We start from the raw sequence: 7412 nt of genomic DNA, 5'->3' as shown, positions 1-7412 counted from the left end.
ATCCGAAGGTCCTGGTCGAGCGAGGCGGCAAGCTCGTCCGCCATCGACTGATCGTCCTCGAAGGGGGACACGTCCTCGAGCGAACCGGCGACGGCATCGCCAATGTCGGACGCGAAAGCGGGCTCGACGGACGGCACGGCTTCAGCGGCGACCGCATGGCTGGCGCCGGCGACGTGGTCGTCGATCTCAGCCATGTCCAGTTCGAAATCGTCGTCGAGCGACACCGAAAGCTCGTCGTCCATCGCGCTGGCGTCAGCCGCTTCGAATGCCGGCTCATGCACGAAAGTCGGCTCATGAGCCTGAACAACCGGAGCGGCGTCGCTGTCGTCAGCGCCGAACTCGCCCATCATTTCTTTCTCGAGATCGATATCGAAATCGCCCTCTTCGAGCCCGTGATCGGCGGCTGGGGCCTGCGGCTGGGCGGGCGATTGCGGCCTGACCGGCTGGCGCGGGTCGAATCCCATGATCCTGGTCAGTTCCGCGAACGGATCATCCTCAGCGATGTCGTTGTTGTCGGCTACTCTCAGCTGGGTTCTGTCTGCCATTATTGTTCCCGAACTCGCACTCATTCGGACGCCATGGACGTCGCGTAGGGTTGGCCCTTACCAGCGCAATGTGGGCAAAAGGTGACAGGTTATTTAGTCAAACCTAACGCATTTCAGTGGGCGCGGCGGCCCCGATCAACGTCAGGCCGGACGTCAAAACGTCCGAAACAGCCTGCACCAGCCCTAGTCTGGCATGCGTCAATTGTCGGTCGTTAACCTTAACAAAACGTAAGTCCGGATTATCCGTGCCACGGTTCCAGTGCCCGTGGAAGCTGGAAGCCAGATCATAGAGGTAAAATGCCAGCCGATGCGGCTCGAGCGCAAGGGCGGCGGACTCGATCAGCCGCGGGTATTCGGCAAGCTTGCGGATCAGGCCGATCTCGCCCTCGTCGGTCAGCAATGCCGCGGCGGACGCCAGGCTGTTGCGGTCGAAATTGGCTTCGCCCAGTTGCTCGCTCGCCTGCCGGAACACCGAATGACAGCGCGCCGAGGCGTACTGGACATAGAACACCGGATTGTCCTTGGACTGCTCGGTCACCTTGGCGAAATCGAAATCCAGCGGCGCATCGTTCTTGCGATAGAGCATCATGAAGCGGATCGCGTCGCGGCCCACCTCCTCCACCACTTCGCGCAGCGTCACGAAATCGCCCGACCGCTTCGACATACGCACCGGTTCGCCCTCGCGAAACAGCTTGACCAGATTGCAAAGCAGCACGGTGAGCTTGACCTCTTCGCCGGCAATCGCCCGCGCCAGGGCTTCCAGCCGCTTGACGTAGCCGCCATGGTCGGCGCCGAGCACATAGATCAGGTCGACGAAGCCGCGATCGACCTTGTCCTTGAGATAGGCAACGTCGGCGGCGAAATAGGTGAATGAGCCGTCCGACTTGACCAGCGCCCGGTCCATGTCGTCGCCGACCGCGGTCGAGCGGAACAGCGTCTGCTCGCGGTCCTCCCAATCGTCGGGTTTCTCGCCCTTGGGCGGCGGCAGCTTGCCCTTGTAGATATGGCCCTTCAGCGTCAGATCGTTGATCGCGGATCGGATCTTCCTGGCATTGTCGGCGTGCAGCGTGCGCTCGGAGAAGAACACGTCGTGATGCACGTTGAGCATCGCCAGGTCCTCGCGGATCATCGCCATCATCGCATCGATGGTGCGATCCTTGACGATGGCGAGCGCCTCGTCATCGGGCATCTGCAGCAGCGAGCGGCCGAATTCCGCGACCAGCGCCTGACCAACTGGCACCAGGTAATCACCCGGATAAAGCCCGCTCGGAATCTCGCCGATGTCGTCACCCAGCGCTTCGCGGTAACGCAGGAATGCGGAACGGCCGAGCACGTCGATCTGCGAGCCGGCGTCGTTGATGACGTATTCTTTGGTCACGTCGTAACCGGCGAAGGCCATCAGATTGGCAAGTGCATCGCCGACGACAGCACCCCGGCAATGGCCGACATGCATCGGTCCGGTCGGATTGGCCGAGACATATTCGACATTGGTCTTCCTGCCGCCGCCAACCATCGAGCGGCCATAGTTGCGGCCCTCGCCGAGCAGTGCGGTCAGATGTGTCTGCCAGAAGCCGTCCTTCAGCCTGAGATTGACGAAACCGGGGCCGGCCACCTCTGTTGCCGCGACATCCTTGTCGTCGCGCAGCGCCTGCGCCAGTCTTTCGGCCAGCGCGCGCGGGTTCTGGCCGGTCGGCTTGGCCAGCACCATTGCCGCATTGGTCGCCAGGTCGCCATGGCTGGCGTCGCGCGGCGGCTCAACGGCAATGCGCGACAGGTCAGGCGAAATGCCGTCTTTGTCTTTCAGATCAAGCGCTTCGACGGCTTTTATGATTCGCGCGGTGAAATCGGCGAAGATGTTCATTTGTGTGACTCTGGGGTCTGGCTCTGGCGGCTTTGCAGCGAATCCGGCTCGTTGGCCGGCAAAATCGAGCCCGCCCTAGCCCAATTCAGGCGTATGGTCAAACAAACGCCGGTGTTCCTTGAGCGCGTAGGTGTCGGTCATACCCGCCAGGAAGTCGGCGACGCTGCGCGCCTTGATGCGATCATCGGCCCGATCCAGCCCCTCGCGCCAGCCATCCGGCATGGCGCGCGGATCGGCGAAATAGGCGTCGAACAGATCCTTGACGATCTGCTCGGCATCCGCGCGCACCCTCATAACCTCGGCGTGCCGGTAGAGGTGCTTGTACAGAAAGGCCTTCAGTTCCTTCTCCAGGGCAGCCATTTCGGCCGAGAAAACCACCATCGTCTCGCCAGCTGCCCTCACTGCATCGGCGCTCGGCGGCCTGATGCGATCGAGATTGGCGGTCGTCGACCTGATCACGTCCTCGACCATGGCCGTTATCTGCCGCCGCATCAGTTCGTGGCCGGTGCGCACGGCATCGAGGGAAGGATAGCGTTCGCGCACGCCTTTCAGGATCGTTCCCGGCAGCGAAACCGTCTCCAGCATGTCCAGCGTCAAGAGCCCTGCCCTCAACCCGTCGTCGATGTCATGCGTGTTGTAGGCGATATCGTCGGCGATCGCCGCGCATTGCGCCTCGATGCCGGCGAACCGGTCGAGTTCGAGATCGTGCAGTTGCGAATAATCACGGATCGCCTGTGGCACCGGCCCTTTCAGACCCTTGCCGTTGGCATCCGTCAGCGGCCCATTGTGCTTGACCAGGCCTTCCAGCGTTTCCCAGGTCAGGTTGAGCCCGTCGAACTCGGCGTAGCGCGCCTCCAGCCTTGTCACGATGCGCAGCGATTGTGCGTTGTGGTCGAAGCCGCCCCAGACGGCCATCTTCTCGTTGAGCGCGTCCTCGCCGGTGTGGCCGAAGGGCGTGTGGCCGAAATCATGCACCAGCGCCACCGCCTCGGCCAGATCCTCGTCGCCGCGCAGCGCCCGTGCCAGGGCGCGCGCTATCTGCGCCACTTCGATCGAATGGGTCAGCCGGGTGCGATAGTGGTCGCCTTCATGGGCGATGAAGACCTGCGTCTTGTGCTTCAGCCGCCGGAAGGCCGTCGAATGGATGATGCGGTCACGGTCCCGCTGGAATGGCGTGCGGGTCGGGCTCTCCACCTCGTCGAACAGCCGCCCGCGCGAGTTTGCCGGATCGCAGGCATAGGCGGCGCGTGGCCGATAGCCGAATCCGATGTCGCCCAACTCACTGGTCATGGCTGATGCTGCCGCGTTTGACTTAGCCAGGTTGACTTGGCCCCTCGCGCTTCATACCTATCATGTGAAACCGAAAGCAAGGTGACGCCCATGGGCGCTGATGCCAAGACTGCCATGAAAGTCGATATGACCGAGGCCGCCGCCAAGCGGATCGCCAGGATTGTCTCGAACGAAGCCGGCAAGACGGCGCTGCGCGTTTCGGTCGAAGGCGGCGGCTGCTCGGGCTTTTCCTACAAGTTCGATCTGGTCGATACGCGCAACGACGACGACGTAGCCATCGAGAAGGACGGAGCCACGGTGCTGATCGACGATTTGTCGCTGGTCTATATGGGCGGATCTGTGATCGATTTCGTCGACGATCTGATGGGCCAGTCGTTCCAGATCCGCAATCCGAACGCCGTCGCCTCCTGCGGCTGCGGCACGAGTTTCTCCATATAGAATGCCTGCCATCGGTGCGGTCCGTCAGATCGCGCTGTCGGCTGGCCGTGACCTCGACGTGACGCTGGCTTTCTGGCGCGACGTGCTGGGCATGGCTGTCCATGCACGCTTCGATCCGCCGGGCATCGCCTTCATCATGGCCGGAGAAATCAGGCTGCTGTTCACCGACGGCGTACCGGCCGGAACCGTCTATCTCGACATATCGGGCCTTGATCAGTTCCATGCCTCGGCTGCTGCCGCCGGCGTGCCTTTCACCGCGCCGCCAACGCTTGTCCATCGCGACACGGACGGCCAGTTCGGTCCAGCGGGGGAAAGCGAATGGATGGCCTTCCTAAAGGACCCGGCTGGCAATACGATCGGCCTCGTCGAACGCCATCCGCCGCAAGAGCCCAACTGAACAGCACGAGACCGCCATGAAAATCGTCACCTGGAACATCAACGGTGTCCGCGCCCGCATCGGCAACCTCACCCATTGGCTGACCGAGAGCGCACCCGACATCGTCTGCCTGCAGGAGATCAAGACGGTCGACGAGCAGTTCCCGCGCGCCGAGATCGAGGCGCTTGGCTACAATGTCGAAACCCATGGCCAAAAGGGTTTCAACGGCGTCGCGCTGTTGTCGAAGCTGCGCTTCGACGAGGTGATCAGGGGCCTGCCCGGCGACGATGCCGATGAACAGGCGCGTTTCATCGAAGGCGTTTTCTCAACCGACAAGGGCGCCTTGCGTGTCGCCTCGCTCTATCTGCCGAACGGCAATCCGATCGATGACGAGAAGAAGTTTCCTTACAAGCTGTCCTGGATGGCGCGGCTTGAGCGCTGGGCCGAAGAACGGCTGAGACTTGAGGAGGCTCTGGTGCTCGCCGGCGACTACAACGTCATTCCCGAGCCGATCGACGCGCGGTTTCCGGAGAATTGGCTGGGCGACGCCCTGTTCCAGCCGCAGACGCGACAGGCCTTCCGTCGGCTGCTCAATCTTGGTTTCACCGAGGCGGTGCGCGCGGTCACCGACGCGCGCGACACCTATACGTTCTGGGACTATCAGGCCGGCGCCTGGCAGAAGAACAACGGCATCCGTATCGACCACCTGCTTTTGTCGCCGGAAGCCGCCAACCGATTCTCATCGGCCTCTATCGAAAAGCATGTGCGCGCTTGGGAAAAACCATCCGACCATGTCCCGGTGGCGATCGATCTCGCGCTTCAGCCGGCTTGAGAGAACCCTCGCCGGGCCCGTCTGCGCTGAACCCTCATATCGCCACATTTCGCGCCGTTCATTGCAGACCAGCATGGCGGCTGGGGTTCCATGAGCGCACGATTTCATCTTTGTCCCATTGGCCTGGCATTTGCCATGGCCGTTCCTGGTACGGCATTTGCCGACCAGGAATGCCTGGCCAATGGAAAATCCTACCAGATCGGTCAGGTCGCCTGCCTGACGGTGGCCGAGCAGAGCCATCTGGCCCGCTGCGATATGGTGCTCAACAACACCTCGTGGACGAAGATCGGGGATAGCTGCCCGGAAAACACGCTGGCGCCACACCCCCATGTCACGCCGATCTCGACGCCGGCGCCCAGCATGGTGCCGACGGAGCCGATCGCGAACTGAGCCAATCTCCCGCTTCGTGGGGGAGATCGGCAGTTCAGCCGCCAGCAAAACTACTGGTCCGCGTTGTTGCCCTTGGTGAGGATATCATCGGCCAGCGAGATCGCGGTGCGGCGGTCGGCCTCGCCGGCGGTGGCAAATGCCTCTTCCTGCATGCCGCGGATCCAGGGCTGGTCAGCGGGCGAAGCGCGTTCGAGCGCTGCCGTCATCATCGCCAGGCCGCGAACGATCTTGCCGCTCTGGAACAACAGATGGCCCAGCGTCGCCTGGGCGCCGGCATGGCCTTTCTCGGCGGCGAGTTGGAACCAGCGCCCGGCCTGCTTGACGCTGGCCTTCACCCCGCCCTCGCCCTTCAGGAACATCTGCCCCATCTCGAACTGTGCGTTCGGGTTGCGGTAGTTGGCAGCCGCGCGCATGTAGTATTCCTGGGCCGCCACCTCGTTCTCGGTGACCGGGCTGCCGGGAATGCCCGTGCGCAAATAGTCGCCAAGCGCCACCAGCGCATCGGAGACATAGCTTTCCTCGGGCGAGCCGGGCTCGACATCCTGGTCGACGATCTCGGAGAAGAACTTGAACGCCTCATAGTCGTCGCGCGCCACGCCGTCGCCCTCGGCATACATGCGGGCAAGCTTCCAGGTGGCGCCGATCTGGCCGTTTTCGGCGGCGTATTTGTAGGCCTCGGCAGCCTGCTCCTTGTGGCCGTTCTTGTAGGCGGAGAAGCCGAACTGGAAGACCGCCCAGGGGCTCGATTGCGGCTTCACCCCGGTCTTGTCGTCGAACACCTTGTCGTCGAAGGCCATGGCCTGGCCGACGGCGCCAAAGGTCGCGCCAAACGTGGCGGCCACGACCAGTGCCGAAAAGACAGATGACCTCAACAACTCAGATGTCCGCATAACAGTGTGTTTCTTTCGCACCGCCCGGATGGGTCACCGCGCCATCGCGCGCTGGCCCCACCGTCTGTGCATATTTCCATATCGCGCCCGACTGATAATCGGTCGCGCGCGCCTTCCATGTCTTTGCCCTCGCCGCCAGTTCGCTATCGGACAACGCCACGTCGATCGTGCCGTTCACCGCGTCGATCGAGATCACGTCACCATCCCTGAGCAGTCCGATCGGGCCACCCACGGCTGCTTCGGGGCCGACATGGCCGATGCAGAAACCGCGCGTCGCGCCCGAGAAGCGCCCGTCGGTGATCAGAGCCACCTTGCCGCCCATGCCCTGGCCGTAGAGTGCTGCCGTCGTCGACAGCATCTCGCGCATGCCGGGGCCGCCGCGCGGTCCTTCGTAGCGAATGACGAGAACCTCGCCTTCCCTGTAGTTGCGATGCGTCACCGCCTCGAAACATTCCTCTTCTGAATCGAAGCAGCGTGCCGGCCCGGAGAATTTCAACTCCGCCATGCCCGCGACCTTCACGATCGCGCCTTCGGGGGCCAGGTTTCCCTTCAAGCCCACGACACCGCCGGTTTGGGTAATGGGTCTGTTGGCCGGGCGGACCACATCCTGATGCTCATTCCAGACAACGTGCTGCATGTTTTCGGCCAAAGTGCGGCCAGTCACCGTCATGCAGTCGCCATGCAGATAGCCGTGGTCGAGCAGGGTCTTCATCAGCAGCGGAATGCCGCCGGCCTCGAACATGTCCTTGGCGACATATTTGCCGCCCGGCTTGAGGTCGGCGATGTAAGG

Annotated in this window: 8 protein-coding genes and 1 pseudogene; 4 read left to right on the top strand and 5 right to left on the bottom strand. The window is 62.8% G+C overall.

Annotated elements, in window-relative coordinates; all coding sequences use genetic code 11:
• The 3 genes and pseudogenes from EN969_RS09570 to EN969_RS09560 form a co-directional block, all read right to left on the bottom strand.
• Positions 1-545 (bottom strand): annotated as a pseudogene (locus tag EN969_RS09570) (SPOR domain-containing protein); the annotation flags it as partial.
• A 103-nt stretch (positions 546-648) separates the two neighbouring features.
• The gene (gene argS / locus EN969_RS09565; RefSeq protein ID WP_063168120.1) at positions 649-2406 is read right to left on the bottom strand and encodes an arginine--tRNA ligase; all 1758 of its coding nucleotides are present in this window, start codon (positions 2404-2406) and stop codon (positions 649-651) included.
• Between the two features lie 75 nt (positions 2407-2481).
• Complete coding sequence (locus EN969_RS09560; RefSeq protein WP_024503844.1) at positions 2482-3696, bottom strand: deoxyguanosinetriphosphate triphosphohydrolase; 1215 nt, start codon at positions 3694-3696, stop codon at positions 2482-2484.
• 90 nt (positions 3697-3786) lie between these two features.
• On the opposite strand from EN969_RS09560, the gene erpA reads away from it, so the two are divergent.
• The 4 genes from erpA to EN969_RS09540 all read left to right on the top strand — a co-directional run bounded on the left by erpA (position 3787) and on the right by EN969_RS09540 (position 5732).
• A complete protein-coding gene (gene erpA, locus EN969_RS09555) occupies positions 3787-4134 on the top strand; it encodes an iron-sulfur cluster insertion protein ErpA (RefSeq protein ID WP_013531288.1) in 348 nt (115 codons plus the stop codon).
• A 1-nt stretch (position 4135) separates the two neighbouring features.
• Positions 4136-4531 carry a VOC family protein gene (locus tag EN969_RS09550; protein WP_013531287.1) on the top strand — a complete coding sequence of 132 codons (396 nt, stop codon included), beginning with the start codon at positions 4136-4138 and terminating at the stop codon, positions 4529-4531.
• A 16-nt stretch (positions 4532-4547) separates the two neighbouring features.
• Positions 4548-5342, top strand: a complete 795-nt coding sequence (gene xth, locus EN969_RS09545; protein WP_013531286.1) for an exodeoxyribonuclease III — start codon at positions 4548-4550, stop codon at positions 5340-5342.
• Between the two features lie 135 nt (positions 5343-5477).
• Positions 5478-5732, top strand: coding sequence for a hypothetical protein (locus tag EN969_RS09540; protein ID WP_244506831.1), 255 nt, complete (start codon positions 5478-5480; stop codon positions 5730-5732).
• A gap of 50 nt (positions 5733-5782) precedes the next feature.
• Here the strand turns inward: EN969_RS09540 and EN969_RS09535 are convergent, their stop codons facing one another.
• Together EN969_RS09535 and EN969_RS09530 are read right to left on the bottom strand one after the other, a co-directional pair.
• Entirely contained in the window at positions 5783-6622 is an 840-nt protein-coding gene (locus EN969_RS09535; protein ID WP_013531284.1) for a tetratricopeptide repeat protein, read from the bottom strand.
• Positions 6609-7412: dihydroxy-acid dehydratase (locus EN969_RS09530; RefSeq protein WP_206525140.1), on the bottom strand; the 804-nt coding region annotated here is incomplete at its 5' end. The genes EN969_RS09530 and EN969_RS09535, both read right to left, overlap by 14 nt.

The organism is Mesorhizobium sp. M7A.F.Ca.CA.003.01.2.1 (assembly GCF_003998945.1).
Lineage (GTDB): Bacteria > Pseudomonadota > Alphaproteobacteria > Rhizobiales > Rhizobiaceae > Mesorhizobium > Mesorhizobium ciceri.
Note: the sequence above shows the minus strand (reverse complement) of the source record. Positions and strands in the feature narration are given on the sequence as shown.